1 pseudogene is annotated in these 236 nt (G+C 64.4%); it reads right to left on the bottom strand.

What is annotated here, in order from left to right:
• Positions 1 to 198 (bottom strand): annotated as a pseudogene (locus AC0L16_RS33725) (hypothetical protein); the annotation flags it as partial.
• Between the last annotated feature and the right edge of the window lie 38 nt (positions 199 to 236).

Here is a 236-nt window from a genome sequence, read left to right as displayed (position 1 = left end):
GCCGCCTGAATTGCCGATTTCGCTCAGCGGCGGCTGAATGGCGGCGGCTTGCGGCGTATTCAGGACCCTCTGCCTCTTCGCCGGTCTCACCAGCGCTGTGTAATGTTCATCGTTGATGATGACGCCCCCGCTGTTCACGCGGTTGCTGCTGTCAGGTGCGCTCGGCAGCTCGTCCTGGGCCTCGCGAGTCCTGCCCAAGTGCTGGTCAAACGGCGCTGGCGCGACTTGTCGGGCTT

It is taken from the genome of Mesorhizobium sp. WSM4848, from assembly GCF_055811375.1.
The sequence above is the reverse complement of the archived record's forward strand: the minus strand, read 5'-3'. Positions and strand labels throughout refer to the sequence as shown.